Source organism: Kitasatospora sp. NPDC114501, from assembly GCF_055633695.1.
In genome coordinates, this window is record NZ_JBVKDS010000018.1 from 125,723 (window position 1) to 151,648 (window position 25,926).

At 75.0% G+C, this 25,926-nt stretch carries 27 protein-coding genes; 13 read left to right on the forward strand and 14 right to left on the reverse strand.

Annotation, left to right across the window (positions count from 1 at the left end):
• The first annotated feature begins 21 nt into the window (after nucleotides 1–21).
• The 4 genes from ACZ7RU_RS30270 to ACZ7RU_RS30285 all read left to right on the forward strand — a co-directional run bounded on the left by ACZ7RU_RS30270 (nucleotide 22) and on the right by ACZ7RU_RS30285 (nucleotide 3,972).
• Nucleotides 22–1,053, forward strand: a complete 1,032-nt coding sequence (locus ACZ7RU_RS30270; RefSeq protein ID WP_470344145.1) for a FecCD family ABC transporter permease — start codon at nucleotides 22–24, stop codon at nucleotides 1,051–1,053.
• Nucleotides 1,050–2,096 (forward strand): FecCD family ABC transporter permease, encoded by a 1,047-nt coding sequence (locus ACZ7RU_RS30275; protein ID WP_470344146.1) that lies wholly within the window; start codon nucleotides 1,050–1,052, stop codon nucleotides 2,094–2,096. The genes ACZ7RU_RS30270 and ACZ7RU_RS30275 overlap by 4 nt, the downstream gene beginning before the upstream one ends.
• Nucleotides 2,096–2,914: an ABC transporter ATP-binding protein gene (locus ACZ7RU_RS30280; RefSeq protein WP_470344147.1), complete on the forward strand. Its 819-nt coding sequence runs from the start codon at nucleotides 2,096–2,098 to the stop codon at nucleotides 2,912–2,914. Before ACZ7RU_RS30275 ends, ACZ7RU_RS30280 begins: the two co-directional genes overlap by 1 nt.
• Before the next feature lie 71 nt (nucleotides 2,915–2,985).
• Entirely contained in the window at nucleotides 2,986–3,972 is a 987-nt protein-coding gene (locus ACZ7RU_RS30285) for an ABC transporter substrate-binding protein (RefSeq protein ID WP_470344148.1), read from the forward strand.
• An 18-nt stretch (nucleotides 3,973–3,990) separates the two neighbouring features.
• On the opposite strand, the gene ACZ7RU_RS30290 is transcribed toward ACZ7RU_RS30285, so the two are convergent.
• A complete protein-coding gene (locus ACZ7RU_RS30290; RefSeq protein WP_470344149.1) occupies nucleotides 3,991–4,821 on the reverse strand; it encodes an AraC family transcriptional regulator in 831 nt (276 codons plus the stop codon).
• An 83-nt stretch (nucleotides 4,822–4,904) separates the two neighbouring features.
• Between ACZ7RU_RS30290 and ACZ7RU_RS30295 the strand changes: the two genes are divergently transcribed.
• Nucleotides 4,905–5,492: a TIGR03086 family metal-binding protein gene (locus ACZ7RU_RS30295; protein WP_470344150.1), complete on the forward strand. Its 588-nt coding sequence runs from the start codon at nucleotides 4,905–4,907 to the stop codon at nucleotides 5,490–5,492.
• 67 nt (nucleotides 5,493–5,559) lie between these two features.
• Here the strand turns inward: ACZ7RU_RS30295 and ACZ7RU_RS30300 are convergent, their stop codons facing one another.
• Nucleotides 5,560–6,444, reverse strand: coding sequence for a LysR family transcriptional regulator (locus ACZ7RU_RS30300; RefSeq protein ID WP_470344151.1), 885 nt, complete (start codon nucleotides 6,442–6,444; stop codon nucleotides 5,560–5,562).
• Between the two features lie 116 nt (nucleotides 6,445–6,560).
• Nucleotides 6,561–7,562 carry a PRC and DUF2382 domain-containing protein gene (locus ACZ7RU_RS30305; RefSeq protein ID WP_470344152.1) on the reverse strand — a complete coding sequence of 334 codons (1,002 nt, stop codon included), beginning with the start codon at nucleotides 7,560–7,562 and terminating at the stop codon, nucleotides 6,561–6,563.
• Nucleotides 7,563–7,761: 199 nt separating this feature from the next.
• Between ACZ7RU_RS30305 and ACZ7RU_RS30310 the strand changes: the two genes are divergently transcribed.
• From ACZ7RU_RS30310 to ACZ7RU_RS30320, 3 genes are all read left to right on the forward strand, one after another.
• Nucleotides 7,762–8,124, forward strand: coding sequence for a nuclear transport factor 2 family protein (locus ACZ7RU_RS30310; protein WP_470344153.1), 363 nt, complete (start codon nucleotides 7,762–7,764; stop codon nucleotides 8,122–8,124).
• Between the two features lie 170 nt (nucleotides 8,125–8,294).
• Nucleotides 8,295–8,834, forward strand: a complete 540-nt coding sequence (locus ACZ7RU_RS30315) for a hypothetical protein (protein ID WP_470344154.1) — start codon at nucleotides 8,295–8,297, stop codon at nucleotides 8,832–8,834.
• The gene (locus tag ACZ7RU_RS30320; protein WP_470344155.1) at nucleotides 8,831–10,030 is read left to right on the forward strand and encodes a sensor histidine kinase; all 1,200 of its coding nucleotides are present in this window, start codon (nucleotides 8,831–8,833) and stop codon (nucleotides 10,028–10,030) included. The genes ACZ7RU_RS30315 and ACZ7RU_RS30320 overlap by 4 nt, the downstream gene beginning before the upstream one ends.
• Nucleotides 10,031–10,051: 21 nt before the next feature.
• Here the strand turns inward: ACZ7RU_RS30320 and ACZ7RU_RS30325 are convergent, their stop codons facing one another.
• The 5 genes from ACZ7RU_RS30325 to ACZ7RU_RS30345 form a co-directional block, all read right to left on the reverse strand.
• Nucleotides 10,052–10,843: a hypothetical protein gene (locus ACZ7RU_RS30325; protein ID WP_470344156.1), complete on the reverse strand. Its 792-nt coding sequence runs from the start codon at nucleotides 10,841–10,843 to the stop codon at nucleotides 10,052–10,054.
• 118 nt (nucleotides 10,844–10,961) lie between these two features.
• Nucleotides 10,962–11,387 (reverse strand): VOC family protein, encoded by a 426-nt coding sequence (locus ACZ7RU_RS30330; protein ID WP_470344157.1) that lies wholly within the window; start codon nucleotides 11,385–11,387, stop codon nucleotides 10,962–10,964.
• Nucleotides 11,388–11,498: 111 nt separating this feature from the next.
• Nucleotides 11,499–12,539, reverse strand: coding sequence for a fatty acid desaturase family protein (locus tag ACZ7RU_RS30335; protein ID WP_470344241.1), 1,041 nt, complete (start codon nucleotides 12,537–12,539; stop codon nucleotides 11,499–11,501).
• A 156-nt stretch (nucleotides 12,540–12,695) separates the two neighbouring features.
• A complete protein-coding gene (locus tag ACZ7RU_RS30340; RefSeq protein WP_470344158.1) occupies nucleotides 12,696–13,343 on the reverse strand; it encodes a TetR/AcrR family transcriptional regulator in 648 nt (215 codons plus the stop codon).
• A gap of 100 nt (nucleotides 13,344–13,443) precedes the next feature.
• Nucleotides 13,444–14,217 carry an SDR family NAD(P)-dependent oxidoreductase gene (locus ACZ7RU_RS30345; RefSeq protein ID WP_470344159.1) on the reverse strand — a complete coding sequence of 258 codons (774 nt, stop codon included), beginning with the start codon at nucleotides 14,215–14,217 and terminating at the stop codon, nucleotides 13,444–13,446.
• Between the two features lie 164 nt (nucleotides 14,218–14,381).
• Here ACZ7RU_RS30345 and ACZ7RU_RS30350 point away from each other — a divergent pair, with 164 nt between their 5' ends.
• Nucleotides 14,382–15,017 (forward strand): NAD(P)-dependent oxidoreductase, encoded by a 636-nt coding sequence (locus ACZ7RU_RS30350; protein WP_470344160.1) that lies wholly within the window; start codon nucleotides 14,382–14,384, stop codon nucleotides 15,015–15,017.
• Between the two features lie 71 nt (nucleotides 15,018–15,088).
• On the opposite strand, the gene ACZ7RU_RS30355 is transcribed toward ACZ7RU_RS30350, so the two are convergent.
• Nucleotides 15,089–16,018, reverse strand: coding sequence for a hypothetical protein (locus ACZ7RU_RS30355; RefSeq protein ID WP_470344161.1), 930 nt, complete (start codon nucleotides 16,016–16,018; stop codon nucleotides 15,089–15,091).
• A gap of 181 nt (nucleotides 16,019–16,199) precedes the next feature.
• Here ACZ7RU_RS30355 and ACZ7RU_RS30360 point away from each other — a divergent pair, with 181 nt between their 5' ends.
• Complete coding sequence (locus tag ACZ7RU_RS30360; RefSeq protein WP_470344162.1) at nucleotides 16,200–18,701, forward strand: helicase-associated domain-containing protein; 2,502 nt, start codon at nucleotides 16,200–16,202, stop codon at nucleotides 18,699–18,701.
• An 11-nt stretch (nucleotides 18,702–18,712) separates the two neighbouring features.
• Here ACZ7RU_RS30360 and ACZ7RU_RS30365 read toward each other — a convergent pair whose 3' ends face one another.
• Nucleotides 18,713–19,012: a hypothetical protein gene (locus tag ACZ7RU_RS30365; protein WP_470344163.1), complete on the reverse strand. Its 300-nt coding sequence runs from the start codon at nucleotides 19,010–19,012 to the stop codon at nucleotides 18,713–18,715.
• 59 nt (nucleotides 19,013–19,071) lie between these two features.
• On the opposite strand from ACZ7RU_RS30365, the gene ACZ7RU_RS30370 reads away from it, so the two are divergent.
• Together ACZ7RU_RS30370 and ACZ7RU_RS30375 are read left to right on the forward strand one after the other, a co-directional pair.
• Nucleotides 19,072–19,476: a hypothetical protein gene (locus ACZ7RU_RS30370; RefSeq protein ID WP_470344164.1), complete on the forward strand. Its 405-nt coding sequence runs from the start codon at nucleotides 19,072–19,074 to the stop codon at nucleotides 19,474–19,476.
• A gap of 82 nt (nucleotides 19,477–19,558) precedes the next feature.
• Nucleotides 19,559–21,196 carry a DNA repair helicase XPB gene (locus ACZ7RU_RS30375; protein ID WP_470344165.1) on the forward strand — a complete coding sequence of 546 codons (1,638 nt, stop codon included), beginning with the start codon at nucleotides 19,559–19,561 and terminating at the stop codon, nucleotides 21,194–21,196.
• Between the two features lie 9 nt (nucleotides 21,197–21,205).
• On the opposite strand, the gene ACZ7RU_RS30380 is transcribed toward ACZ7RU_RS30375, so the two are convergent.
• Nucleotides 21,206–21,367, reverse strand: coding sequence for a hypothetical protein (locus tag ACZ7RU_RS30380; RefSeq protein WP_316526849.1), 162 nt, complete (start codon nucleotides 21,365–21,367; stop codon nucleotides 21,206–21,208).
• Between the two features lie 313 nt (nucleotides 21,368–21,680).
• On the opposite strand from ACZ7RU_RS30380, the gene ACZ7RU_RS30385 reads away from it, so the two are divergent.
• Complete coding sequence (locus tag ACZ7RU_RS30385) at nucleotides 21,681–23,735, forward strand: HelD family protein (RefSeq protein WP_470344166.1); 2,055 nt, start codon at nucleotides 21,681–21,683, stop codon at nucleotides 23,733–23,735.
• Between the two features lie 73 nt (nucleotides 23,736–23,808).
• Here the strand turns inward: ACZ7RU_RS30385 and ACZ7RU_RS30390 are convergent, their stop codons facing one another.
• From ACZ7RU_RS30390 to ACZ7RU_RS30400, 3 genes are all read right to left on the reverse strand, one after another.
• Complete coding sequence (locus ACZ7RU_RS30390; protein WP_470344167.1) at nucleotides 23,809–24,495, reverse strand: copper homeostasis protein CutC; 687 nt, start codon at nucleotides 24,493–24,495, stop codon at nucleotides 23,809–23,811.
• Between the two features lie 78 nt (nucleotides 24,496–24,573).
• A complete protein-coding gene (locus ACZ7RU_RS30395; RefSeq protein WP_470344168.1) occupies nucleotides 24,574–25,533 on the reverse strand; it encodes a hypothetical protein in 960 nt (319 codons plus the stop codon).
• Nucleotides 25,530–25,913 (reverse strand): PadR family transcriptional regulator, encoded by a 384-nt coding sequence (locus ACZ7RU_RS30400; protein ID WP_470344169.1) that lies wholly within the window; start codon nucleotides 25,911–25,913, stop codon nucleotides 25,530–25,532. Before ACZ7RU_RS30400 ends, ACZ7RU_RS30395 begins: the two co-directional genes overlap by 4 nt.
• Nucleotides 25,914–25,926: the final 13 nt, after the last annotated feature.

The window sequence follows — 25,926 nt, forward strand, 5'->3', positions numbered from 1 at the left end:
AGTTGTCTGCGGAGAGGGCCCATGACCGACACCAGCGCACCGCCCGGCGCGCCCCGCGCGCCGCGGCGCCGAATACTGTGGCTCGCCGCCGCCCTCGCCGTGCTGGCCGCCGCGGTGCTGCTGAGCCTGGCGGTCGGCAGCCGGACCGTCCCGTTCGGCGACACCCTCGACGCCCTGCTGCACGGCGGCGACACCGCCGACGCCGTGGTGGTCCGCGAGCTGCGGGTGCCGCGCACGGTCGTCGGGCTGGCCGTCGGCGCGGCGCTCGGCCTGGCCGGGGCCGTCATGCAGGGCCTGACCCGCAACCCGATCGCCGACCCCGGCATCCTCGGCGTCTCCCAGGGCGCGGCGGCCGGCGTGGTGGTCGCCATCTCCGGCTTCGGCGTCTCCACCCTCACCGGGTACGTCTGGTTCGGTTTCGCCGGCGCGGTGATCGCCACCGTGCTGGTGTACGGGCTGGCCGGGCGCGGCCGGGGCGGCGCCACGCCGATCAAGCTGGCGCTGGCCGGCTCGGCGATGTCCGCCTTCATCGCCTCGCTCAACACCCTGGTGCTGACCACCGACGCGGCCACCATGGACCAGTTCCGCTTCTGGCACGTCGGCTCGCTCTCCGGGCGGACCGCGGACGTGGCCTGGCAGCTGCTGCCGTTCCTGGCCGTCGGCACGGTGCTGGTGGTGGCGGTGGCGCGCGGGCTGGACGCGCTGGCGCTCGGCGACGACACCGCGAAGGGACTGGGCGCCAGGACCGGCCTGGTCCGGGCGGTCGGCGCGCTCGGCGCGACCGTCCTGACCGGCTCGGCGGTGGCGGCGGCCGGGCCGATCGCCTTCGTCGGCCTCGCCGTCCCGCACGCGGCCCGCGCGGTGGCCGGCGCCGACCACCGCTGGATCCTCGCCTTCTCCGCCGTCCTCGGCCCGGCGCTGCTGCTGCTCGCCGACACCCTCGGCCGGGTCCTGTTCCCGCCGTCCGAGGTCCCGGCGGGCGTGATGACGGCGCTGGTCGGCGTCCCGGTGCTGGTCGCCCTGGTCCGCCGCCGGAAGGTGGTGGCGGCATGAGCTCGGTGTCGCTGCGCGGCTACTCGGCCGTCCGGGCCGGGCGCGCGTCGTTCCTGGTGCACCGGCGCTCGGTGGCCGTCGCCGTCGGGCTGCTGGTGGCGCTGGCGGCGACCGTGGTGGCCGCGCTCTGCCTGGGCGAGTCCACCGTCGCGCCGGGCGAGGTGGTCAAGGTGGTGCTCGGACGGCCGAGCCCGCACGAGCTGGTGGTCGGCGAGTTCCGGCTGCCCCGGGTGGTGGTCGGGCTGCTGGTCGGCCTGGCGCTCGGGCTGGCCGGCGCGCTGGTCCAGACCGTCGCCCGCAACCCGCTGGCCAGCCCGGACGTGGTGGGCGTGACCTGGGGCGCGACCGCCACCGTGGTCGGCCTGACGGCGTACGGCGTGGTCGGCTCGACCGGCCAGGCCCCGTACGCGGCGGTGGCCGGCGGCGTGCTGGCCGGGCTGCTGGTGTACGCGCTGGCCTGGCGACGCGGCCTGCACGCGCAGCGCTTCGTGCTGATCGGCATCGGCATCAGCGTCGCGCTGTCCTCCCTGACCTCCGTCTTCCTCACCAAGGGCGACGGCTTCCAGGCCCAGGCCGCCAAGGTCTGGATGACCGGCAGCCTGAACGGCGCCGGCTACGACCAGGCCGGCTGGCTCGCCTGGGTGCTGCTCGCCGCCCTGCCGGTCGCGCTGTGGGCCGCCCGGGCCCAGCGGTCGATCTCCTTCGACGACGCCACCGCCGTGGGCCTGGGCCTGCGCCTGGACCGGATCCGCCTCGGCATGGCGCTGCTGGGCATCGTGCTGGCCTCCTGCGCGGCCGGGGCCGCCGGGCCGGTGGACTTCGTCGCGCTGATGGCCCCGCAGATCGCGCTGCGGCTGGCCCGCTCGGCGCAGGTCCCGCTGTTCTGCTCGGCGCTGACCGGCGCGCTGGTGGTCGTCCTCGCCGACCTGATCGCCCGGCGGCTGCTGGCTCCGACGGAGCTGCCGGTGGGCGTGGTGACCGGCATGGTCGGCGCACCGTACCTGATGTGGCTCCTGATCCGTTCCCGCCGTGGAGGTTCCTGATGTCCGATCACCGCCTGGAGGCCCGGGGCCTCACCCTGGCCTACGAGGCGCGCACGGTCGTCGAGGGCCTGGACGTGGCCGTTCCGGACGGGCGGGTGACGGTGATCGTCGGCCCGAACGCGTGCGGCAAGTCGACCCTGCTGCGGGCCCTCGGCCGGCTGCTGAAGCCGGTCCGGGGCGCGGTGCTGCTGGACGGCGAGGAACTGGCGCGGATCCCGACCAAGCGGATCGCCCAGCGGCTCGGCCTGCTGCCGCAGTCGCCGACCGCCCCCGAGGGCATCTCGGTGGCGGACCTGGTCGCCCGCGGCCGCCAGCCGCACCAGAGCTGGTGGCAGCAGTGGTCGCCGGAGGACGAGGCGGCGGTCGCGGAGGCGCTGGAGCGCACCTCCACCGCCGACCTGGCCGAGCGGAGCATGGACGAGCTGTCGGGCGGCCAGCGCCAGCGCGCCTGGATCGCGATGGCGCTCGCCCAGGGCACCGACATCCTGCTGCTGGACGAGCCGACCACCTACCTGGACATCGCGCACCAGGTGGAGGTGCTGGACCTGGTCCGCCGGCTGAACGTCGAGCGCGGCCGGACCGTCGTCGCGGTGCTGCACGACCTCAACCAGGCCGCCCGGTACGCGGACCACCTGGTGGCGATGCGGGACGGCCGGGTGGTGGCGCAGGGCGCGCCCGGGGACGTGGTGACGGCCGAGCTGGTGCGGGAGGTGTTCGGGCTGGACTCGGTGGTGGTGCCGGACCCGGTGACCGGCACTCCGCTGGTCGTTCCGGGCGCCCCCTGGGCGGCACTCACCCCCGACGGCACCCACGCTTAACGGCACTTCAGCTGCCATTTCGGACATAATCGACGGCGCCCCGCCCCCACCGCGCCGCCAGAGGACCGCCGATGCCCCGGATCTCCCGCCGCACCCTCCTCACCGGTCTCGGCGCGGGCGCGCTCGCGGCGGCCGCCGGCTGCACCGCCCGGCGCCCGGCCCCGCCGACCGCGGACGGCCTCACCACCGGCGCCACGCCGTCCCCGGCCCCGGTCGCGCCGGTGACGGTGAACGCCGCCACCGGTCCGGTGGTGGTGCCGGGCGCGCCGATGCGGGTGGTCGTGCTGGACACCGACGTGCTCGACTCCGCGCTGACCCTCGGCATCACCCCGGTCGGTGCCGCCCTGCCGGGCCGCGACACCAGCTACCCCGAGTACTGGCCGGCCTCCCGGACCGCCGGGATCCGGCTGGTCGGCCCGGCCGGCGCGCCCGACCTGCCGACCGTACGGGCGCTGCGGCCGGACCTGATCCTCTCCAACCAGACCCGCGACGGCGACCGCTACGAGCAGCTGCGGGACATCGCCCCGACCGTGCTCACCCAGACCGCCGGGGCGCCGTGGAAGGCGAACGTCCAGGTGCACGCCCAGGCGCTGGGCCGGGAGGCGGCCGCGGCGGCCTTCGCCGGCGCGTACCAGAAGCACGCCGGGCAGGTGGCGCAGGCGCTGGCGGCGGCGAGGGCGTCGGGGCGCAGGGTGAGCCTGGTGCGGTTCGTGGAGGGCGGCGGCATCCGGCTGTTCGGCCGGCAGAGCTTCCCCGGGACGGTGCTCGCCGACGCCCAGGTGGGCCGGCCGGACGCGCAGAACGTCGACCAGTCGGACTTCGAGATCCCCCCGGACCAGCTCGCCAGGGCCGACGGCGACCTGCTGCTGTACGCGACGTACGGCGGTGCGGAGGCGTCGGGCGCCAACGCCGTGCTGGCGAGCGCGGGCTGGCAGGCGCTGGGGGCGGTCAGGGGGCACCGGGCGTTCCCGGTGGACGACCAGCTGTGGTTCCAGGGGATCGGCTACACCGGGGCCAACTACCTGCTGGACGAGTTGCAGCGCTTCATGGGGGCGTAGGAGCCCTGGAGGCCCGTCTCAGCGCGTCCCCGCGTAGCGGGCCGGGGAGACGCCGACGGCGGCGGTGAAGTCCCGGGTGAGGTGCGCCTGGTCCGCGTAGCCCAGCTCGGCGGCGAGCGCGGCCAGGTCCAACCCGCCGTCCGCACCGGCGCGTTCGGCGGCCTCGTGGAGGCGGGCGCGGCGCAGCACCCACTTCGGGGAGGCGCCCACGTACTCGGCGAACAGGCGCTGGAGGCGGCGGACGGTCAGGCCCAGTTCGGCGGCCAGCCCGTCCACCCGGCACAGGTCCGGCGCGCCGGTGATCCGGTCCACCATGGCGGCGACCTCGGCGGCGACCGGGTCGGGCGCGGGCAGCCGGGGGCGGAGGAAGGCGTCGGCGAGGGCGGCGGCGCTGCCGGGCGCGCCGAGGACCTCCGCGCAGACCCGGTCGGCCTCGGGCCCGAAGTACTCGGCGGCGGGCACGGAACGGTCGGCCAGCCCGCTCACCGGGTGCCCGGCGAAGGGGCGGAAGGCGCCGGGGCGGAACCGCACGCCCAGGACGTGCCCGGCGCCCTCCAGGCGGCGCACGAAGAGCGAGCGGTCCACCCCGTACACGCGCGCCCGCGGGGCCTCGAACACCAGGTGGACGTTGGGGTGGGCGAGCACCTTCTGCTCGTACGGCGGCAGGCCGTGCAGGTCCCAGCGGACCAGCCAGTAGTACTCGACGAACCGCGCCACGGCCGGGTCGGGCGCGAGCCGGTCCACGGTGATCAGCTCCGCCGCCCGGGCGGGGTGGAGCACGCCGCGGCCGAGGTCGGAGGGGTCCGGGGGATCCGGGGACTCCGGGGGATCCGGGGGGTCGATCGCCATGCCGCCAGGCTAGGGCGTGTCCGCCCTGGAGCCGTCGCGTTTCTTCAAGACGAGCCGGTGCCCCCTGCCCCAGAATCGACGCCATGAACGCCCACCCGATGCACCCCTTCCTGGCCCGCGCCGCCTCCGTGGCGGCCGGGGTCGCCGCCGCCGTCCCGGCCGACCGGCCGCTGGACGGGCCGACGCCCTGCACGGAGTTCGACACCCGTGCGCTGATCAACCACTGGGTGCTCTACACCTCGCACGGACTGGAGCACCGGGCCCGGCGGACCGAGCTGCCCGAGGAGCTGGGCTCGCGCGACTTCACCGCCGACGCCGACTGGCGCTCCGCCTACGCGGCCCAGCTGGAGCGGGCGGTCGCGGCCTGGGCGGACCCGGCCGCCTGGGAGGGCGACGTCGACCTCGGCGGCTCGCCGGTGCCCGCGGTCGGGATCGCCCGGATGCTGGTGCTGGAGCTGCTGCTGCACGGCTGGGACGTCGCCCGGGCCACCGGCGGGCGGATCGAGGTCGACGACGAACTCGCCCTGCTGGTCGGGGAGATCGTGGCGGAGAACGCCGAGCTGTACCGGCAGTACGCGGGCTTCGCGGCGTCGGTGGCGCTGCCGGATGACGCCTCCGCCTGGGACCGCGCGCTGGCCGCCTCGGGACGCGATCCGCGCTGGAAGGCCTGAGCCCGAGCCGGAAGGCCTGAGCCCCCGGAGGGCGAGGGGTCGACGCCTCCGCGGCCGCGTCCGACGATCACTCGAAGCGGAGCGCCGCCCGGAGCCTGGCCCGCAACAGCCGTACGGCCGGGGACGGTTGGTCGTGGCGGGCGACCAGGCCGAGCCGGGCGCAGGTGGCGGCGTCGGCCAGCGGGACGGTCCGCAGCCCGGCGTCCTCGGCGCCCGCGACGGAGGACGCGCTGAGGACGGCCACGCCCGCGCCGCGCTCGGCGAGCCGGAGCAGCGCGACCGGGGAGCTGGCCTCGATGTCCACCCGCGGGTCGAGGCCGAGCCGACGGCAGGAGTCCTGGTAGGCGGCGCGGATGCCGGTGCCCGGGGAGAGGCAGAGGATCTTCTCGCCCCGCAGGTCGGCGAGTCGCAGCCGCGCCCGGTCGAGCGGGTGCCCGACGGGTACGACGGCGGCGATCGGCTCGTCGACGGCGACGGTGGCCTCCAGGCCCGGGGACACCTCGCCCGCGTAGCCGATCAGGGCCAGGTCGAGGGAGCCGGCCAGGACCTGCGCCTGGAGGTCCTCGGAGTGCCCCTCGTGCAGGCTGAGTTCGATGCCGGGGTGGCTGCGGCCGAGGTCGGCGACGGCGTCCAGGAAGGGCGGGATCGAGCAGCCCATGATCATGCCGAGCCGGACCCGGCCGCGGACGGCGTCGGCGAACTCGGCCGCCGTGTGCCGGATGGCGTCGAGGGTGGCCAGCGCGTTCTTCGCCAGCGGCAGGACCGCCTCGCCGGCCGGGGTCAGACGCACCTGCCGACCGGCCCGGTCCAGCAGCTGCTGGCCCAGTTCGCGTTCCAGCTTGGCCACTTGGGTGCTGACGCCGGACTGGCTCACGTGCAGCCGGGCCGCGGCGGCGGTGAAGGTGCCCTCGTCGACCACGGCGGCGAAGTAGCGCAGCTGGTGCATCTCCATAGCCGGTGACGATATGCGACCGGGCGCTCCATCCGCTCGGCCGATCGGCCCGTCGGAGGAACGGCGGACCGACGAGCGGGCCGTGGCCGCGCGGGGCGGTCACGGCCCGCCGGGTGTCACCGGCGGCGGTCCTTGTCCCGGAGCTCCTTGTCCCGGAGCTCCTGGCCCCGGAGCTCCTTGTCCCGCAGGTGCCCGGACTTCCCGTCGGGCAGGTCGGCCTCGATGCGCTCCTTGCGCACCCGGCCGGTGACGGTCTGCTCCTCGACGCGTTCCTCGGTCACCAGCCGCACCCGCTCGACCGGGACGGCCTCGGTGCGCACCACCGGCCGCTCCGCGTGCAGGGTGACCTCGTACTCGGCCTCCGAGATGAGCTCACCGGACATCGCGGCGCCCCGGTTGGCGTCGGTGATGGGTTCGTGCTCGATGTGGACCTCCTCGTGCCGCACCGGCACGGTCTGCCGCTCCTCCTCGGTGACGACGTACTTGCGCAGCTTCGCGTGGCCGGCTTCGTACCGCTCGACGCCGACGCTCATCCGCTCCTCGGAACGGGTCATCGCGCTGTCCTTGTCCAGGTGGCCGGCGGTCCGCCCGGTGGCGGCGGCGCCCGGAGCGGCGGCGGCGCGCGTGGTGGCGGCCGGGCTGATGCCGGTCGTACCGGCCGTACCGGCGCGGCCGGTCGCCGCGGAGGTGCCGGCCGCACTGCCGGCCGCGGCACCGGCGCCCGCGGCGGCGGCGGTACCACCGCCCGCGCGGGCCCAGCCGCCCTCGCCGGGCTGGTTGGCGGACTTCCAGGCTTCGTCCCAGGCGATGCCGTAGTGCTGGTAGAGCCGGCGTTCCTCCCGCTCGGAGAGGTGTCCGGTGCTGTCCACGTCCACCAGCGGCGCGTCCTTGACCTTCTCCTTCGGGTACGGCACCTCCAGGTGGTCGTCGACGACGCGGGCGTCGCGGATCGGCACGAAGGACTCACTCGCACCGAACCAACCGGTCTTGACGCTCACCCACTCCGGTTTTCCGGTGGCGTCGTCAAGGAACATGTGGTCCGCTTTGCCGATCTTGTTGCCCTGGGCGTCATGGACGGGGTGGTGCAGCATGGAACGGGCCTGCTGTTCAGTGATCACGATTCACGCCTCCTTCACATTCCAGCTCTGAGCGCTTTACCGGGCCCGGCGGTCCGAAACCACCTCAGCTGACATTCGCTCAGAGTGACGACGGCGCGGGACCGCTCACGCTCCGTGTGGCATTTTCATCACCAGAAGAGATGGGAACCATCAGATTCATCTGTTGGACGGATGACTCGGACGGTCGGAGGATGGAGGCATGACGACGACGAAGAGCGCGCGCGAGATTGCCGAGACCTACTTCACCGCCTGGGAGGTGGGCGAGTTCGACACCGTCCGTGACCTGCTGGCCGACGACGTCGACTTCGTCGGGGCCCTGGGGACGGCCTCCGGGGTGGAGGAGGCGCTGGCCGGGCTCAAGGGGCTCGGCCGGGTGCTGGAGAAGATCGACGTGAAGGTCCGGGTGGCCGAGGGCGACGAGGTGATCACCTGGTTCGAGCTGTGCACGAGCATCGCCCCGCCGGCGCCGACCGCGAACTGGATGCACGTCGAGGACGGCCGGATCACCCGGATCCGGGTGACCTTCGACCCGCGCGGGCTGCTCGCCGGCTTCGGCGGCTGAGCGGCCCCGGCCCCTCACCGAGCGGCCGGTCACCGAGTGCCGCTCGGTGACTGCCGCTCACCGGGTGACCGCTCACCCGAGCGGTCACTCCCGCAGGCGGCGTACGACGGGGCGCGCTACGACTGAGGCGAAGGACCCACTCATTCCACTCCCCCTCCGGGAGCCCCGCCATGAACGAACGGACGACCCCGCGCCCCACCGTCGGCGTCACCGTGCACCAGGTCCAGCCGGACGGGTCGGCCGGTCCGGCCCTCGCCCACGGCCTGCTCCTCGGCCCTCGGACCGTCCTGGTGCCCGAACCGCCGAGGACGGTCGGCGACCCGTGGCAGAGCCTCGCCGTCCGCATCACCGTCGACCCCGAACCCGGCGACAGCGCCGAGGCCCTGCGCGTGGCCGGCATCAGGCTGGCCCCCCTCGACACCGGCGACGTCCGGACCGCGGCGGCGTTCCTGACCCTGCTCACGCCGTCGCGGCACGCGACCGCCCCCGAGGAGGTCACCCGGGACCGGCTCGACGAGGCCCTCCGGCAGTACCACGGCGACCTGTGGGCCGTGCACGCGGCACTCGGCTACCCGGTCCGTCCGCCGGAACACGCCGCCGCGCCGGAGCCCTGGTGGTCCGACGTCCCGGTCGAGGGGTTCCGGGAGTTCGACGACTCCTGGTGCTGCCTCGGCACGAACACTTCGTGCTGCCGGGAGCTCCGGCTGTGACGGACGGTGTCCGCCGCCGGAGGTCACCGACCGTCACGGCGGCGGACACCGCGCTGGCGCTGGCGATCACCGTCCCCGACGTCTTCTTCTACGCGGCCCCGCTCGCGCCGGACACGAGCGGGGCCGACCAGCTGCTGCTGGCCGCGTTCGCCCTCCCGGAGGCCGTCGCCCTGACCTTCCGCCGGCGGTGGCCGACGGCGGTGTTCGGCGTCGTCTGGGCCGCCGCCGTGGGCGCGGCCCTGCTCTCCCTGACCACCGACTTCCAGTTCGGCCCGTTCTTCGGTGTGCTGATCGCGCTGTACACGGCGGCCCGGCAGAGTGGCCGGACCGCCGCCGTCGCGGCCCTCGCGCTGACGGGCCTGCCGATCGCCCTGGGCATCTGGTACCCGATCGCCACCGGGGCGGCGGGCCCCGGCCGGCAGACGACGATCATCATCAGCGGCCTCGCGTTCTACCTGCCGGTCACCGCCGTCGCCTGGAGCGCCGGCCGGTGGGTCCGCGCCGCCGCCCTCGCCGCCGAGCGCGACCAGCGCGAACTCGCGCGCGCCCGCGAAGCCGTCCGCAGCGAACGCGTCCAGATCGCCCGCGAGTTGCACGACATCGTGGCCAACGCGGTGGCCGTCATCGTGTTGCAGGCCGACACGGCCCGCAGCACGGCGTCCGCCGACGCGGACCGCCTGGCCCGCGCCCTCGGCGACATCGAGGCGCTCGGCCGCAACGCGATGGCCGAACTGCGCCGCATGTTAAGGGTGTTGCGCAGCGCGGACGTACCCGTGACGCAGACGACCGGACGCGGACTCGCCGACCTGGAGCCGCTCCTGGAGGACGCCCGACGCGCCGGAATCCTGATCGATCTGGAGGTGCGCGGCACCCCGGCCCACCTCGACGACAGCGTCGACCTGACGGCCTACCGGCTGGTCCAGGAGGCCGTCACCAACGTCATCAAGCACTCCGGCCCCGGCAGCCACGCCTCCGTGCAGATCGACTGGTCCGAGGTGCTGGCCCTGGAGGTGGTCGACGACGGCGCCGGCCGCCGCCCCGAGGCCCGCCGGGAGCTGTCCACCGGCCACGGCCTGCTCGGACTCGCCGAGCGCATCGCGCTGTTCGGCGGCGAGCTGACCGCCTCGCCCTACCTCTCGGGCTTCCGGGTCACCGCCACCCTGCCGCTCTCCCCGCCCCCCACCGCGGCGGACTGACCGGCCGGGCCGGCCGGCCGCTCACTGCTCCTGCGCGTACCTGGTGGTGAAGCCCAGGACCGCCACGTACCGGCCCCCGGCCGGCTCCGTGACCTCGCCCGGCCGCACGGGCTGCCAGGTCAGGTACTCGGACCGCTGCCCCTCGTCGTTCCGGTAGCGCCGGTCGCCGTACTTCTCGTACCAGTAGTCCTCGCCGGAGGTCAGGAGTTCGGGGCCCGGCGGCCGGGCGACGCTCACGTGCAGCTCGGTCCGCACCGCCTCGCCCGTCGACAGCTCGAACTCCACGGACGGCGAGATCGGCCGGGCCGCCGCCTCCGCCACCTCCTCCGGGGTGGGGTCGGCGGGCGGCTGGTGGTCGTACTCGTCGGCCGCGACCAGGCCCTTCCACCGCTGCGAGCTCAGCCAGCCCTGGCCGTCCAGGTACCGGTCCAGATCGGCCAGCCGGGAGCGGACGTCGTCCCCGTCGAAGGCCAGGTAGACGTTCACCGTCCGTTCGCAGGCCGTCGGCAGCCACTTGCCCCGGGCGAACAGGTCACCGCGGTAGTCGGTCCGGCACACGTCGACCGTCGACCGTCCCAACTCCGCTGCCCACGGCAGCAGCTCGGGCAGCCGGTCGATCCGGCCGGCCATCCGCTCCTCGGCCGCCCGACGGGCCTCCCCGGTCGCCGCGTCCCGCGCCAGCCCCGGGACGTCCGGCGGGTCCGGGATGGCCGTGTCGCGGTACTGCCGCCACCCCGCCCAGCCGACGGACACCACCGCCGCCGCCAGCACCGCGATCAGCGCCCACCGCAGCCAGATCCGAACCACATCCACCCCCGGCCTCCGCACACCCCGCTCGGGCATCGTACGGGCGCGAACGCGGAACCGGGCGGGCGGTGCCGTCCGACACGGGAGACCGGTGCGTCCGGCCCCCCGTGCGGGACGGCGGCGTTCAGGCCTTCGCGTCGGCCTTCGCGTCGGCCTGCCAGGCGGCGCGCTGGCGCAGCGCGATCCGGTTGCCGTCCGGGTCGACCGCCTCGATCCGGATGCCGAAGCCGTAGTCCTCCGGCTCCGGCTGCTCGAAGGTCACACCGCGCCCGCGCAGCACCTCGAAGTCCGCCCGCAGGTCGTCGGACTCGATGAACACCGGCCCGGGCACTCCCACTCCGGGCTGCCGCCCGGCCGGCAGTCCGGCCGACTCCGGGTGCGGCCACAGGACGATCTCCGGCCCGCCGCCCGGGACGGCCACGGTGAGGAACCGCCCGTCCGGGCCCGGGTGGTCGATCCGCTTCTCCAGGCCGAGCCCGTCGACGTAGAACTCCAGGGCGCGGTCCTGGTCGGTCACGTAGACCGTCACGTACATGATGTTCGTCAGCATCCTGCTCTTCCTCCGTACCGTCGGTGTTGCCCCACTGCCCCACCGACGGATCCCGGCGGCCGGATGTGACGGCCGCCCGCCGCTCGGCCGTGGCTCATCCGCAGCCGGAGCTCAGCCCCCGGAGCGGATCGGCTCGCCCGTCCGGTGCAGGTGGGCGAAGATCTCCCGGTAGGAGCGGAACAGGCCCGTCTCGCAGTACGGGACGCCCTTCTCGGCGCAGAACTCCCGGGTGATCCGGGCGGCCCGCCCGAGCGCCGGGGTCGGCATGCTGGGGAACAGGTGGTGCTCCACCTGGTAGTTGAGCCCGCCCATCACCGAGTCGACGAGCAGCCCGCCGCGGACGTTGCGCGAGGTGAGCACCTGGCGGCGCAGGAAGTCGAGCCTCATCCCCGGCGTCACCATCAGCATGCCCTTGTGGTTCGGGGCGAAGACGCAGCCCAGGTAGACGCCGAGCAGCGCCTGGTGCACCGCGAGGAAGGCGACCGCCTTGCCGACCGGGAGGGCGGCGAACACCAGCCCGAAGTAGGCCGCGAAGTGGACCACCAGCAGCACGCCCTCCAGTACCGGGCGCTTCATGACGGGGCTGCGCAGCGCGCGGAAGCTGTTGAAGCTGAGGTTCAGGCCCTCCAGCAGGAGCAGCGGCACGAACAGGTACGCCTGCCGGCGGCCGATGAACCGGGCGAGGCCGCCCGCCTGCCGGGCCTGCCGCTTGGACCACACCAGGAGGTCGGGGGCGACGTCCGGGTCCCGCTCCTCGTGGTTCGGGTTGGCGTGGTGGCGGGTGTGCTTGTTCATCCACCAGCCGTAGCTCATGCCCATCAGCAGGTTGGCGGCGATCCGGCCGCCGATCTCGCTCGGCAGCCTCCGGTCGAAGACCTGACGGTGCGCCAGGTCGTGGGAGAGCAGGGCGATCTGGGCGAACACCACGGACATCGCCGCCGCCAGGCCGAGCTGCCACCAGGTGTCGCCCAGCGCGAACAGGGCGTACCAGCCGCCGAGGAAGGCGGCGAGCACCAGGCCCGCGCGGACGGCGTAGTAGCCGGGGCGCCGGGCGAGCAGGCCCTCGGCGGCTATTCGGCGGGTCAACTGGGCGAAGTCGCTGCCGCCGCTCCCCGCCCGGGGGGCGGGGGCTTCGGGGGCTTCGGTCGTCATCACGGGCTGCGCGGGCATGCCCAGAGTCTGGCCGCGACCGGCCCGCCCGCAGAACGGGGAAAGCACCCGTCCGGTACGGGTGTTAACCCCCTTGCCGCCACGGGTGCCGGCCCGAGGCGGGGGGTGCCGGCCCGAGGCGGCGCCACGCCGAGGCCGTCAGGAGCGCTCCGCCGGACCGCCGAGCGCGGCGCGGACCAGGCGGGTGACGGCCGGGGTGGCGGCGGTCAGGGCGCCATCGCCGTCCGGCGTCCCGGCCGCCGCCTCCTCCTTCGCCTCCGCCTCCGCCTCCGCCTCCGTCGCCAGCGCGTCGTAGGTCTCGAAGGCGGTGAGGACGAAGAGCAGGCCCGCCGCGTCCGGCGGGGCGGCGGGCAGGCGGCCGGTCAGCACGGCGGCCCCCTCGCGGCGGCGGGCGTCGCGGTCGGCGATGACCCGGCCCACCTCCTCGTCGAGCGCGGCGAGGGCGCGCAGCCGGCGGGTGCAGACCCGGTCGACCGCCCAGAAGCCGCCCATCACCTCCACGAAGCGGTCCACCGCCGCCCAGGGGTCGGCCAGGGTGAAGGCCTCGGCGAGCCGGGCCATGCCGCCCTGTTCGGCGAGGGCGTCGCAGACCGCCTCGAGCAGACCCGCCTTGGAGCCGAACTGGTAGTAGACGGTCGCCCGGGCGACGTCAGCGCGGCGGGCGACGGCGTCCAGCGAGACCCCGCCGGTCTCGGCCAGGTGCGCGCGGGCGGCCGCGACGATCCGGGCGCGGGTCTCGTCGACCTCCGCCTGCCGCTGTCCCATCCGGTAGGACCGGGGGCTCATCCCGCTCGCCTCCACTCGTTCCGTGTGAACTGGCAGTATCGCCGATCGGTTCACCCGGGCCGGGCCGCCCCGGCGTCCGGCGGGGCGCCGCCCCCACCGTTCAGAGCATGATCCGCCCGCCGCTGACGTCCAGGGTCTGCCCGGTGATCCAGGAGGACGCGTCGGAGGCCAGGAAGAGCACGGCCGAGGCGATGTCCTCCGGCTCGCCGAGGCGGCCCAGCGGGTGCGCGGCGGCGACCGTGGCCCGCACCTCGGGCGGCATCTGCGCGGCGGTCCGCTCGGTGCGGACGGCGCCCGGCGCGACGGCGTTGACCCGTACGCCCGCACCGGCGACCTCCAGGGCGAGGTGCCGGGTGAACATCAGCACGCCCGCCTTGGCCGCGGCGTACGCGGCCGACGCACCGCTGGGCAGCCGGCCCGCCGTGGAGGCCATGGTGACGATCGAGCCGCTGCCGCGGGCCAGCAGGCCGGGCAGGAAGGCCTGGACGGTGAGGAAGGTGGCGGTGAGGTTGCCGTCCAGGACGGCCCGCCAGTGCTCCTCGGTCTCGCGGACGGTGGGCACCGGGTAGCCGTCGCCGCCGACGAAGGCGGCCAGGACGTCGACCGGGCCGAGGTCCTGTTCGATCCGGGCGGCGGCGGAGCCGAGCGCCGTCGCGTCCGTGCAGTCGGCGACCAGCCCGAGTGCCCGGGCGCCGTCCGCCCGCATCCGCTCGGCCACCTCCGTCAGCGCCGCCTCGTCGCGGCCGAGGACCGCGACGGCCGCACCCTGCCGGGCGAAGGCTCGGGCGGTCTCCGCGCCGATGCCCCGGCTGCCGCCGGCGATCACGACCACCCGGCCGTCCAGATCGGGGTACCGAGTCTGCCGAACTCCCATGTTCCATCGCTCCTTTGGTCGCGCACTCGCGCTGTGCCGTGGTTCACTTGATTTCATTCATACAGTCCGTCTGAATGAATGACAAGCACCGCCCCGGTGCCCGGTCACGAATCGCAAGTCGCACATCCCGAATCCCGAGTCACGGGAATCCCGAGGAGGAACCGATGAGGATCGCAGTCGTGGGAGCCACCGGACGCACCGGCCGTCTGGTGGTCGACCTGGCCCTGGCGGCCGGGCACACCGTCACAGCCGTCGCCCGCGACCCCGACCGGCTACCGCACTACGCGCACGGCACCCCGCTCACCGCGCGGGCCGACGTCGGCCGACCCGGCTCCCTGCACGGCCCGCTGGACGGCCAGGACGCCGTCGTCGCCGCCCTCGGCACCACCGGCCGCCGGGCCACCACCGTCTTCTCCGACGGCGCCCGGGAGTTGACCGCGGCGGTCCGCGCCGGCGGCGCCGGGCACCTGGTGACGATGAGCTCGGCGGGCCTGGACACCAGCCGGCTCCCGTTCGCCCAGCGGGTGGTGACCGGGCTGGTGGTCGACCGGCTCTACCGGGAGGTCCACCACGACCTCGCCCGGATGGAGGCGGTGCTCGCCGGGTCCGACACCGCGTGGACGGTCGTCCGGGTGCCGATGCTCACGGACGGACCGCCGTCCGCGGGCCCCCAGGTCTCGTACGACCGGCCGCTGCCCCGCGCCGGCACCGCCACCCGCGCCACCGTCGCCCACTGGATCGTCGGCCACCTCGGTGACCCGGCGACCTTCCGCCACCTGGTCCACCTCGCCGACGACTGACCCGACCGCTCGGAGAGATCCGGGAGACCCGAGAGAGCCGGCCACCCCGGCGGCACCCGCACCGCCCCGGCTCAGCCCTGCTGCGGCGGGCGGCGGCGCATGGCGAGCAGCAGCAGGACCACCGCCGACAGCACGGCGGACACCCGCAGCACGTCCGGGGCCGCCGACCAGCTGATCTGGCCCAGCGGCGAGCCAGACTGGAGGCCGCCGCCCTGGCCACCAGCCTGCTTGGCCTGCCGCATGGAGAGAAGGGTGGTCGCGCTCATCGTGGCCAGCGGGATGCCGAGGACCACGAACTTGCGCATCAGGTCGGAGATCTGACGGGACAGGTAGCCGAGGCCCCAGCCGGCCAGCATGGCGGGGAAGAAACCGGAGACCGCCCCGCCGACCAGCAGGCCGCAGGAGAGCAGGATCAGCGGGGAGGGCTTGCGGGCGGGCGCGCCCTGCTCCGCCTCCTTGCCCTTGCCCTTGGTCTTGCCCTTGCCCTTCCTGCCCCCGGCCTTCCCGGCGGCGGCCCCGGGCTGCGCGGGAGGAGCGGCGGGGGTGGGGGCCTGCTTGCGCCGGCCCCGGCGCGGCTTCTTCTTCGGGTCCGCGGGATCCGCCGCGGGCTCGGCCGGCGCCGCGGTCTCCTCGCCGGTGCGCTGCTGGGGGACCGGCTTCGGCGCGGGCTGCGGCCCGTCCGAGAAGTCGAAGAGCGTCATGGTCCACGGGCCGGTGCTGGACACCGTGGGCGGCGGGATCGCGTCCGCCCGCTCCCCGGCCTCGGCCAGGTCCGGCAGGTCCAGCGGCACGGACGGGATGCCGGCCGCGCTCGGCGCCGGCGGCTCGTACACGCTGTCGGGGTCGGGGTCGGGGTCGGGATCCGGGACGGGAGCGGGACCGGGAGCGGACGGGACCTCGGCGGCCCCGTCGGACGCGCGCTCCCCGGAGCCGCCGCCCGGGCCGCCGCCCGAACGCTCGCTCCAGGGCCCGCTCTTGCGCCACCACTCGCCGTCCGTCATCACCGACCACCCCGCCTCACCCGTACCGGCCGCCCACCGAACCGCCCTCGGCGTGACGCTACCCACCCCGCCCCCGCCCGCGCGAGTCCGTCCGCGTCCGTCCGCGGGTACGGCGCTGCGCCGGAGGGACGGCCGCACGAGGGACACCCCGTCGTCCCCGCGCCCGACTAACCTAGGTCGAATGACCACACAGCAGGGCCCTCAACGCCGGGGCAGGTCCGCCACCGGCCCGCGCACCCTCGCCGAGGAGCTGCGCGCCCGTCCCGACGACGCGCTCGCCGCCCTGTTCCGCTCCCGCCCCGACCTGCTGAACCCCGTCCCCGGCGACCTCACCCAGCTGTCCGCGCGGCTCTCCTCGCGCGCCTCCGCGCTGCGCGCCCTGGAGCGGCTCGACCGCTTCACCCTCCAGGTCGCCGAGGCGCTGGCCACCGCCCCGGACGGCACCTCGCTGAGCACCGTCCGCACCCTGCTGACCGGCCCGGCCAAGGTCAGGCCGCACCCCGGCGCGACCCCGCTCACCCCGGCCGACCGGTCCGCCGTCGCCGGCGCCCTGCCCCGCGCGATCGCCACCCTGCGCGACCGGGCGCTGCTCTGGGGCCCCGACAACGGGCTGCGGCTGGTCCTCGCCGTCCGCGAGGCGCTCGCCCCGACCGCCAACAACCCGGGCCGCACCGGCCTCGGCCCCACCCTCGCCGACGCCACCGTCGGCATGTCCCCGGCCCGGCTGCAACAGCTGCTCGCCTCGGCCGGGCAGCCCGCCACCCCGGACCCGGTCAGCGCCGTCGCCGCGCTCACCGCGCTGCTCACCGACCGGGCCCGCTGCGCCGCGCTGCTCGACACCGCGCCCGAGGCCGCGCTGCGGCTGCTGGACCGGCTGGTCTGGGGCCCGCCCACCGGCACCGTCCCGGACGCCGTCCGCCCGGTCACCGCCGAGGACGCGCAGAGCCCGGTCGAGTGGCTGCTGGCCCGCGGTCTGCTGCTGCCCAGCAGCCCCGGCAGCGTCGTGCTGCCCCGCGAACTCGCCCTGCACCTGCGCGGCGGCCGCACCCACCGCACCGTCGAACCGGTCCAGCCCGAGCCCGCGCCCACCGCCGCCCCGCGCGACCCCCGGGTGGTGGACGGCGCCGCCGCCGGACAGGCGCACACCGCGGTCAAGACCGTCGAGGAACTGATGGACGGCCTGGGCCTCAACCCGCCGCTGACCCTGCGCGCCGGCGGCCTCGGCGTCCGCGACCTCAAGCGCACCGCCCAGGCCCTGGAGAACACCGAGCAGCAGACCGCCTTCTGGCTCGAACTCGCCTACACCGCAGGGCTACTGGCCCCCGACGGCGAGGTGGACGAACGCTGGGCCCCCACCCCGGCGTACGACGCCTGGCTGCACCTGGACACCGCCGAACGCTGGTCCGTCCTGGCCACCGCCTGGCTCGCCGCCACCCGCGTCCCCGCCCTCACCGGCACCCCGGACGGCCGGGGCAAGCCGCGCGCCGCCCTCGGCCCCGAACTCGACCGCACCCTCGCCCCGTCCGTCCGCCGCGCCGCCCTCGCCCTGCTCGCCGAACTCCCGCCCGGCACCCCGGCCACCGCCGAGGAACTGCTCCCCACCCTGCGCTGGCAGCGCCCGCTGCGCGGCGGCCCCACCGGCCCGGACGGCCGCGAGCTGCGCGACGAGCTCACCGCCTGGACCCTCGACGAGGCCGAACTGCTCGGCATCACCGGCCGCGGCGCCCTGGCCGCCCCCGCCCGCGCCCTGCTCACCGCCGAGTCCGACCCGGCCGAGGTGCTCGCCCCGCTGCTCCCGCAGCCGCTGGACCACGTGATCCTCCAGCCGGACCTCACCGCGATCGCCCCCGGCCCGCTGCTCACCCCGCTCGCCCAGGCCCTCGCGCTGTGCGCCGACATCGAGTCCAAGGGCGGCGCCACCGTCTACCGCTTCACCCCGGCCTCGGTGCGCCGCGCCCTCGACGCCGGCCGCACCGCCGCCGACCTGCGGGCCTTCCTGGAGCAGCACAGCCGTACGCCCGTCCCGCAGCCGCTCGGCTACCTGATCGACGACGTCGCCCGCCGGCACGGCATCCTGCGGGTCGGCGCCGCCTCCTCGTACCTGCGGTGCGACGACCCGTCCCTGCTCGGCGAGGTGCTCGCCGACCGACGCTCCGCCGACCTGCGGCTGCGACTGCTCGCCCCCACCGTCGTCGCCGCCCAGGCCGCCCCGGACGTCCTGCTCGCCACCCTGCGCACGATGGGCTACGCCCCGGCCGCCGAGTCCGCCGACGGCGACGTGCTGATCACCCGCCCGGACAGCCACCGCACCCCGCCCCGGACGGCACCCGTCCCCGTCCCCGACGGACCGCCCAGCCCCGACGACACCCTGCTCGCCGCCGCCATCAAGGCCATCCGGGCCGGCGACCGCGCGGCCACCGCCGCCCGCCGCGAGCCCGCCGCCGACCCGCGCCGGCTCCCCCGCACCGCCGCCGCCGAGACCCTGGCCGCCCTCCAGACGGCCGTGCTGCTCGGCGAGCGCATGTGGATCGGCTACCTCAACGCCGAGGGCATCGCCAGCCAGCGGATCATCGACCCGGTCAAGGTCGAAGGCGGCTTCGTCACCGCCTTCGACCACCACGCCGACGAACTCCGCACCTTCGCCCTGCACCGCATCACCGGCGTCGCGGAACTCGACGAGTGACCCCGCGGGGTTCAGTGCCCCTGCTGCGCCTCCTTCATCTTGTCCTGGACGGCCTTGTCCGCCAGGCTGCCGATCTGCCCCTGCCCGAGCGGCATCGCACCCCCGGTGGCGGTGTCCGCCAGCAGGAACCCGGGCGCGGCGAGCAGCCCGCCGGGCCCCTCGCCGATGCCCGCGAGGGCGTGGGCCGAACCGGCCGAGGAGGCGGTGGCCGCGAAGGCCGAGCCCATCAGGGCGAGGGCGGTGAGAACACGCTTCGACTTCTTCATGGCCAGCTCAACGAGCGAGTACGCACCGTGGTCACTCGAAGTCATTGACGCGCCCGCCCCATCGGCGTAGTCCGGAAGCAGGGGTTCCGAACGGGAGGCGACCCATGCTCGGCGAACTCATCGGCGAATTCCAGGGCGAGAACACCGGCCGACGGGTCGTCGCCGTCGGCGACGGCCACGTGACGATCGAGATATCCATCCGGAACACCGGCAGCTACTTCGGCACCGCCGTCAACGGGTTCGGCACCTACGACGCCGAACCGCGCCCCGACGGCACCATCTACGGCGAGGGCCAGGGCGTCGACATGACGGCCGACGGCCAGACCGTCACCTGGCACGGCAACGGTCTCGGCCACGTCACCGAGAACGGCGGCACCAGCTTCCGCGGCGCGATCTTCTTCTCCACCGCGGCCCCGCAGCTCGAACGCCTCAACAGTGTCGTCGGCCTCCTCGAGTTCGAGACCGACGCCGACGACAAGATCACCGGCAAGCTCTACGAATGGAAGTAGCCCGTCCACGTTCACGGCGGAATGCGCGACACTGGAGGGTCTGCGTCAATCCAGCCTGTCAGCCAGTGGAGGGCTCCCCCGCGTGAACGACGGACCGCTCATCGTCCAGAGCGACAAAACTCTTCTCCTGGAGATCGATCACCCCAGGGCCGCCGACTGCCGTCGCGCCATCGCGCCGTTCGCCGAGTTGGAGCGGGCGCCCGAGCACGTGCACACGTACCGGGTGACGCCGCTCGGGCTGTGGAACGCGCGGGCGGCCGGGCACGACGCCGAGCAGGTGGTGGACGCCCTGGTGACGTACTCGCGCTACCCGGTGCCGAACGCGCTGCTGGTGGACGTGGCGGACACCATGGGCCGGTACGGGCGGCTCCAGCTGGTCAAGCACCCGACCCACGGGCTGGTGCTGACCACCACCGACCGGCCGGTGCTGGAGGAGGTGCTGCGCTCCAAGAAGATCGTCCCGCTGGTCGGCGACCGGGTCGACCCGGACACCGTGGTGGTGCACCCCTCCGAGCGCGGCCAGATCAAGCAGGTGCTGCTCAAACTGGGCTGGCCCGCCGAGGACTTCGCCGGGTACGTGGACGGCGAGGCGCACCCGATCGAGCTGGACGAGGACGGCTGGCAGCTGCGCCCGTACCAGGCCCAGGCCGTCGAGGGCTTCTGGCACGGCGGCTCGGGCGTGGTCGTGCTGCCCTGCGGCGCCGGCAAGACGCTGGTCGGCGCGGCCGCGATGGCGCACGCCAAGTCGACCACGCTGATCCTGGTCACCAACACCGTCTCGGCCCGCCAGTGGAAGCACGAGCTGGTCAAGCGCACCTCGCTCACCGAGGACGAGATCGGCGAGTACAGCGGCACGCGGAAGGAGATCCGCCCGGTCACCATCGCCACCTACCAGGTGATGACGACCAAGCGGAAGGGCGTCTACGCCCACCTGGAGCTGTTCGACGCCCGCAACTGGGGCCTGGTGGTCTACGACGAGGTGCACCTGCTGCCCGCGCCGGTGTTCAAGTTCACCGCGGACCTCCAGGCCCGCCGCCGGCTCGGCCTGACCGCCACGCTGGTGCGCGAGGACGGCCGCGAGGGCGACGTGTTCAGCCTGATCGGCCCCAAGCGCTTCGACGCGCCGTGGAAGGAGATCGAGGCGCAGGGCTACATCGCGCCCGCCGACTGCTGCGAGGTGCGGGTCACCCTGACCGACTCCGAGCGGCTCGCCTACGCGACCGCCGAGCCGGAGGAGCGCTACCGCTTCTGCGCCACCACGGCGACCAAGCGGCGGGTGGTGGAGGCGCTGGTCAGGAAGCACGAGAAGGACCAGACGCTGGTCATCGGCCAGTACATCGACCAGCTGGACGAGCTCGGCGAGGTCCTGGACGCCCCGGTGATCAAGGGCGAGACCAGCAACGCCCAGCGCGAGAAGCTCTTCGACGCCTTCCGGAACAAGGAGATCGGCGTCCTGGTGGTCTCCAAGGTCGCGAACTTCTCGATCGACCTGCCCGAGGCCACCGTGGCCATCCAGGTCTCCGGGACCTTCGGCTCCCGCCAGGAGGAGGCCCAGCGCCTCGGCCGGGTGCTGCGCCCCAAGGCGGACGGCCACGCGGCCCACTTCTACTCGGTGGTCGCCCGGGACACCGTGGACCAGGACTTCGCCGCCCACCGGCAGCGCTTCCTGGCCGAGCAGGGCTACGCGTACCGGATCATCGACGCGGACGACGTGCTGTAGGCCCGCGGTTCAGTACCGGACACCGTCGCGCCCGAGGAAGATCACGCGCGCGGCGGTGTCCAGGGCGATGCCGACGTTGCGGACGGCGGTGCTCAGCGGGTTGCGGTGACGCCCGGAGACGGCGGTGGCGCCGGACGGGCCGGATCGGGGGGTGCGGTTCGTGGTGCTCATGTCTTCAACGGTAGGCACCCGGGCGGCCGCGGGCATCACTCCAAGGCCGTATCCGCAGGTGCGCGGATCGTCCTCCCGGTGTACGGGGGCCCCCGGGGCCGGAGTAGGGGTCAACCCTGAGACCTGCACGGCTGGAACCCCGGGACGGACGGGACTAAGATCGTCCGTCTGCCCCCTCCCGAACCGTGGTACCTGCTGAAGTCCCGCAGGCAGCCGGGGGAGGTGTCGACCGCTCGGCAACCGGTCGACCGTACCCACCGTGAGCTCCTACGATCCGCTGCGCCCGCCACCGGGGCAGCCGGGAAGGTTCGCTGTGCCCGCCACCCCCACCACCACCGACCCCCTCCAGCGCGAACGCGCGCACCTGGCCGCCTCCCGGGCCGCGCTGCGGGCCATGCGCGAGGACGTCGAATCGCTCGACATCCGCGACGTGACCGGCACCTGGGTCACCGCCCTCGTGCTCCAGAACCAGATCGAGGCCAGGATCGCCGCACTGGCCGACCTCTCGCACACCCCGCTGTTCTTCGGCCGCCTCGACTACCTGCACGCGATCAGCGAGGAGTTGAGCGAGGGCAGCGGCGGCGAGAGCTTCTACATCGGCCGCCGGCACGTCCACGACGCCGACGGCGACCCGATGGTGATCGACTGGCGCGCGCCGGTCTCCCAGCCGTTCTACCGGGCCAGCCGCACCGCGCCGATGGACGTCGAGCGACGCCGCCGCTTCGGCTACACCGGCGGCGAGCTCACCGCCTACGAGGACGAGCACCTCAGCGACCCGGCCGAGACGGAGCAGGGATCCGCCCTGCTGGCCGCCGAGATCGAGAAGCCCCGCGTCGGCCCGATGCGCGACATCGTCGCCACCATCCAGCCCGAGCAGGACGAGATCGTCCGCTCCGACATCACGGGCACCATCTGCGTCCAGGGGGCGCCCGGCACCGGGAAGACCGCCGTCGGCCTGCACCGCGTCGCCTACCTGCTGTACGCCCACCGCGAGCGGCTGGCCCGTACCGGCACCCTGGTGATCGGGCCGAACAACGCCTTCCTCTCCTACATCGAGCAGGTGCTCCCGGCCCTCGGCGAGCTGGACGTCGCCCAGGCCACCGTGCAGCAGCTGGTCGGCCACGTCGAGGTGAGGGGCGAGGACGACCCGGAGGCGGCCCGGCTGAAGGGCGACGCCCGGATGGCCGAGGTGCTGCGCCGGGCGGTGCGGTCGGGCATCACGCTGCCCACCGAGCCCTGCGTGGTGGTCCGCGGCTCCCGCCGCTGGCGCGTGCCGGTGTACGAACTCGTCGAGATCATCGAGGAGTTGAAGAGCCGCGAGGTGCGCTACGGCGCCGCCCGGGACGCCCTGCCGCAGCGCATCGCGCACGCCGTGCTCCTGAAGATGGAGCAGGGCGGCGAGGCCCCGGACGACCGGGTGCAGGACGCGGTGGCCCGCAACAGCGCGGTCAAGGCGGTGGTCAAGGAGTGCTGGCCGGCCGTCGACCCGGCGAAGCTGGTCCTGCGGCTGCTCTCCGACCCGGAGTTCCTGGCCGCGTGCGCCGAGGGCGTGCTGACGCCCGAGGAGCAGCGGGCGGTGCTGTGGCCCAAGCCCGGCCGCTCGGTGCGGACCGCGCGCTGGACACCGGCCGACGCCGTCCTGGTGGACGAGGCGACCGACCTGGTGCAGCGCACCCCCTCGCTCGGGCACGTGGTGCTGGACGAGGCCCAGGACCTCTCCCCGATGCAGTACCGCGCGGTCGGCCGCCGCTGCACCACCGGCTCGGCGACCGTCCTCGGCGACCTCGCCCAGGGCACCACCCCCTGGGCGACGGCGAGTTGGCCGGAGGCGCTGCGCCACCTGGGCAAGCCGGAGGCGCACGTCGAGGAGCTGACCAAGGGCTTCCGGGTGCCGGAGGAGGTCATCGCGTACGCCTCCCGGCTGCTCCCGGCGATCGCCCCGGGCCTGGCCCCGGCCTCCTCGGTCCGTACCGCGCCCGGCTCGCTGACGGTCCGCCGGGTCGCGGACGGGGAGACCACGGAGGCGGTCCTGGCGGCCTGCCGGGAGGCGCTGGAGCACGAGGGCTCGACCGGCCTGATCGCCGCCGACGCCCGCATCCCGCGGCTCGCCGAGGCGCTGACCGCGGCCGGCCTGCCGTACCTCTCCCCCGGCGCCGAGACCAGCGCGGAGGCCCGGCTCACCCTCGTCCCGGCCTCGCTGGCCAAGGGTCTGGAGTACGACTACGTGGTGCTGGACGAGCCGGCCGCGGTGGTCGCCGGGGAGCCGGACGAGCGGACCGGCCTGCGGCGGCTGTACGTGGCGCTGACCCGTGCCGTCTCCGGGCTGACGGTGCTGCACGGCGAGCCGCTGCCGGAGCAGCTGCGGTAGCACGCGGGAGGGCCGGTCCGGGGGGCCGGCCCTCTCGGACGGGCGCCCGTGACGAGGACCCCGGGACGGGCACTCAGCCGTCGATCAGCGCCCGCCACTCGGCGACCCTGGCCGCGTCCACCGGCGTCCGCCAGCCGTCCACCCGCACCGCGCCGCCGACGTGGAAGGCGTCGAAGCCCTCCGCCCGCAGCTCCTTCAGGTGCTCGGCCCGCAGGCCGCCGCCGATCAGGATCCGCTGCCGGTACCCGGGCTCGCCGGCCCGGGCCAGCTCCGCCGACAGCACCTCGCGCCCGGCGTCCACTCCGGCGGCCGCGCCGGAGGTGAGGAAGGTGTCCAGGCCGGGCAGCCCGGCGACGGCGGCCCGCAGGGCGGCCCGGTCGGCGCTGTGGTCGATCGCCCGGTGGAAGGTCCAGCGGCAGCCGGCGACCGCCTCGGCGACGGCCGTGGTGGCGGCCAGGTCGACGGCGCCGCCGGCGTCGAGGAAGCCGAGGACGAACTCCTCGGCGCCCTCGGCCCGCAGCGCGGCGGCCCGGGCGCACAGCTCGTCCACGTCACCGGGGGCGAAGCCGTCCCGGATCCGCAGCATGACCCGCAGCGGGATGCCGACCGCGGCGCGGATCCGGGCGAAGTCCTCGACGGAGGGAGTGAGCCCGTCGGCGGCCATGTCGGTGACCAGTTCGAGCCGGTCGGCGCCGCCCGACTCGGCGGCCTGGGCGTCCTGGGGCGTCAGCGCGATGACTTCGAAAATTGGTCTAGACATATCAGTAGGTTGCCACATCCGTCCGGACCCGGCGAGACCGCGTCCCCCGTTCCTGCCACGCCGGCCCGGGGGCGCCCGTCACACCCGCCCCGGCGCCGTCCCGACGGTCTCCCGCCGGCCGAACCGGCGCTCCGCCACCGCCGCCAGCACCAGCAGAGCCACCACCGGCACCGCCACCGGCAGCAGGTTCGAGATCCCGCCGGACTCCCGCCAGATGTTGAACAGGCTGCCGGGCCCGGTCAGCACCAGCACCGCCAGCCCCACCGCCGCCGGTCCCATCCGCCCGCGCAACCCGGCGAAGGTCAGCAGCATCGGAGCGATCAGCATCACCACGAACCACGGACGGTCCAGCGGGAAGGTCGTGTCGTCCCAGTCCTGGACCGCCTGCAACAGACCGCCCCCGGCCATCGAGGCCAGCACCAGTCCACCCGTCCGCAGGCCGGGCCGCGGCAGCAGGTCGGTCGGCGCCGCGATCAGCAGCAGCCCGGCCACCACGAACGGCAGCGTGGCCATCCCGATGTAGCCGACCCACCACACGTCGAACCCGGACGTCTGCCAGGCGGCGTCGCCCAGGTCGTACAGCCCGATGGCGCCCAGGAGCAGCGCGGTGACCCGAACGGCCGTCCACCGCCCCAGCAGGGCCGCCACCCCGAGCAGCAGCGCGGCCACCGGCGGGCCGAAGGCCCGGACGTGGTTCCCGAACGAGTCGTCCCAGGCCAGCCACCTGGTGGTCCGTTCCAGGGTGGCCACCCAGGGCACCATCGTGGCCCCGACCACCGCACCGGCGATCATCGGCGCCACCAGCGCGAGCAGCCGTCCGACCGCCGAGGCGCCGGTCAGCCCGAGCCGCACCCGCAGCCCGTAGACCGCCAGGCCGAGCACCTCCCGGGTGACGGCCGCACGGCCGCCCGCCGCCGTCGTGTCGGCGAACACCTCGGCCAGTTCCTCGCCGCGCTCGCGGCGGTACTGCGCCGGGTAGAGCTGCAGCGCGGCCCGCAGCACCACCGAGGGGGAGGGGCCGATCACCGGCATGGTCATGAGAGCCCTCCCCCCGATGCGGGCCGCCCCTGCGACCCGGTGTTCCCCGGCAGCATCGCCCGGATCTTCGTCAGCCGGCGCTCGGCCTCGGTGGCGACCGCCCGCAGGCGCTCGGCCTCGGCGGCCAGCGAGTCCCGTCCGGCGTCGGTCAGCGCGTAGGTGCGCCGGGCCCGGCCGTCCACCACCTCTTCGGCGGCGACCTCGATCAGTCCCTGGCCCAGCAGCCGGTCCAGGGCACCGTAAAGGGTGCCGGTGCGCATCTTGACCCGGCCGCCCGAGATCGCGTCGATCTCCTGGATGAGCGCGTAGCCGTGTCTCGGCGCGTCGGCCAGAGCGGTGAGCAGAAGCAGCGTGGGCTCCTGCATGGAGCGTTCTGTCATACGACTACATATA

Coding starts and splice junctions, on each gene's coding strand:
- ACZ7RU_RS30270 (WP_470344145.1), top strand. CDS start 22: ATGACCGACACCAGCGCACCGCCCGGCGCGCCCCGCGCGCCGCGGCGC.
- ACZ7RU_RS30275 (WP_470344146.1), top strand. CDS start 1,050: ATGAGCTCGGTGTCGCTGCGCGGCTACTCGGCCGTCCGGGCCGGGCGC.
- ACZ7RU_RS30280 (WP_470344147.1), top strand. CDS start 2,096: ATGTCCGATCACCGCCTGGAGGCCCGGGGCCTCACCCTGGCCTACGAG.
- ACZ7RU_RS30285 (WP_470344148.1), top strand. CDS start 2,986: ATGCCCCGGATCTCCCGCCGCACCCTCCTCACCGGTCTCGGCGCGGGC.
- ACZ7RU_RS30290 (WP_470344149.1), bottom strand. CDS start 4,821: ATGGCGATCGACCCCCCGGATCCCCCGGAGTCCCCGGATCCCCCGGAC.
- ACZ7RU_RS30295 (WP_470344150.1), top strand. CDS start 4,905: ATGAACGCCCACCCGATGCACCCCTTCCTGGCCCGCGCCGCCTCCGTG.
- ACZ7RU_RS30300 (WP_470344151.1), bottom strand. CDS start 6,444: ATGGAGATGCACCAGCTGCGCTACTTCGCCGCCGTGGTCGACGAGGGC.
- ACZ7RU_RS30310 (WP_470344153.1), top strand. CDS start 7,762: ATGACGACGACGAAGAGCGCGCGCGAGATTGCCGAGACCTACTTCACC.
- ACZ7RU_RS30315 (WP_470344154.1), top strand. CDS start 8,295: ATGAACGAACGGACGACCCCGCGCCCCACCGTCGGCGTCACCGTGCAC.
- ACZ7RU_RS30330 (WP_470344157.1), bottom strand. CDS start 11,387: ATGCTGACGAACATCATGTACGTGACGGTCTACGTGACCGACCAGGAC.
- ACZ7RU_RS30335 (WP_470344241.1), bottom strand. CDS start 12,539: ATGACGACCGAAGCCCCCGAAGCCCCCGCCCCCCGGGCGGGGAGCGGC.
- ACZ7RU_RS30340 (WP_470344158.1), bottom strand. CDS start 13,343: ATGAGCCCCCGGTCCTACCGGATGGGACAGCGGCAGGCGGAGGTCGAC.
- ACZ7RU_RS30345 (WP_470344159.1), bottom strand. CDS start 14,217: ATGGGAGTTCGGCAGACTCGGTACCCCGATCTGGACGGCCGGGTGGTC.
- ACZ7RU_RS30350 (WP_470344160.1), top strand. CDS start 14,382: ATGAGGATCGCAGTCGTGGGAGCCACCGGACGCACCGGCCGTCTGGTG.
- ACZ7RU_RS30355 (WP_470344161.1), bottom strand. CDS start 16,018: ATGACGGACGGCGAGTGGTGGCGCAAGAGCGGGCCCTGGAGCGAGCGT.
- ACZ7RU_RS30360 (WP_470344162.1), top strand. CDS start 16,200: ATGACCACACAGCAGGGCCCTCAACGCCGGGGCAGGTCCGCCACCGGC.
- ACZ7RU_RS30365 (WP_470344163.1), bottom strand. CDS start 19,012: ATGACTTCGAGTGACCACGGTGCGTACTCGCTCGTTGAGCTGGCCATG.
- ACZ7RU_RS30370 (WP_470344164.1), top strand. CDS start 19,072: ATGCTCGGCGAACTCATCGGCGAATTCCAGGGCGAGAACACCGGCCGA.
- ACZ7RU_RS30380 (WP_316526849.1), bottom strand. CDS start 21,367: ATGAGCACCACGAACCGCACCCCCCGATCCGGCCCGTCCGGCGCCACC.
- ACZ7RU_RS30390 (WP_470344167.1), bottom strand. CDS start 24,495: ATGTCTAGACCAATTTTCGAAGTCATCGCGCTGACGCCCCAGGACGCC.
- ACZ7RU_RS30395 (WP_470344168.1), bottom strand. CDS start 25,533: ATGACCATGCCGGTGATCGGCCCCTCCCCCTCGGTGGTGCTGCGGGCC.
- ACZ7RU_RS30400 (WP_470344169.1), bottom strand. CDS start 25,913: ATGACAGAACGCTCCATGCAGGAGCCCACGCTGCTTCTGCTCACCGCT.